1 protein-coding gene is annotated in these 1,044 nt (G+C 56.5%); it reads right to left on the minus strand.

Translation table 11 applies throughout. The features are described from left to right. Positions 1–15: 15 nt before the first annotated feature. Positions 16–1,044 (minus strand): sulfatase-like hydrolase/transferase (locus tag ACR0NO_RS22150; RefSeq protein ID WP_480725719.1); only part of this gene is annotated, 1,029 nt, incomplete at its 5' end.

Below are 1,044 nucleotides of genomic sequence, written 5' to 3' on the forward strand. Positions count from 1 at the left end.
GGGCAAAGCCGCCCTTCAGTCAGTGGGTGGTTCGTAGGGGTCCGGCGTTCCTGGGGGGATCGGAGGAAACTCCTCGAAGGTAGCAATGTGCTCCTGCAACTGCGGCAGCGCTTTTTCGGCCGCCCATGTGTGCGGGAAGAGTACGCTTTCACGCTCATGCGGATCATTCAGTAGGTTGTAGACCCTTGGTGTGTCGAAAGACTCCGTCGCGCCAAAGGCTGTTGTGTTCTCTTTGAACAGAACTTTCCAGTCCTTCCATTTTACACCGAATATCTGTTCGCCCATGTAAACGATCACGCCTTCTCGGTTCGATCTCGGCTGGACGCCCAGAAAGAACTCGGACTGGTCGATCCCATCAAAGGCCCGGTCTTCCGGCACTTTGCCGCCCGCGAATGCCGCCAGTGTTGGAAAAAGGTCCATGGAGTGGACAACGTCATTGCTTTCTGAACCAGCGGGGATCTTCCCCGGCCACTTGATCGCAAAAGGCACGCGCATGCTGCCTTCGAGGCTGGTGAACAGAGTCCCGCGCCATGGCCCCGCGGTACCATGTACCGCAGGAACCGGCGAGACATTGGCGTTTCCAACCGGAAGAGCTTCGGGGCCGTTGTCTGCAGTAAATATCACCACGGTGTCGTCGGATACGCCTGCCGCTTCGATCGCATCAACGATGCGCCCGATGTACGTATCTGTCTGAAGTAAAATATCGGCCCAGACGCCGTTTCCAGTAGCGCCATCAAACTCCTCGGACGCGATGTTTGGATAGTGGGTCTGCGTATAGGCAAGATAGATGAAAAACGGCGCGTCTGCGGCACTCTCAGCTTCGATGAATTCGATGGCCTTTTTCGTCAGGTCGCCATCTATCTCGCCGCGATAGTCCAGATCGTAGTCCCGCGCAACGGTCGCCGGTTCGCCTGCAATACCCTGCATCACAACTGGCTCTTCCATGTTGGCTTCAGCAAATCCCGGAAGCGTGCGCCAGACTGTAACGTCCGTGGTTTCAACACCGTAAAACTCGTCGAATCCTTGATTCGTTGGATAGCGCCC

The sequence above is a fragment of the Ruegeria sp. CL3 genome, from assembly GCF_056536505.1.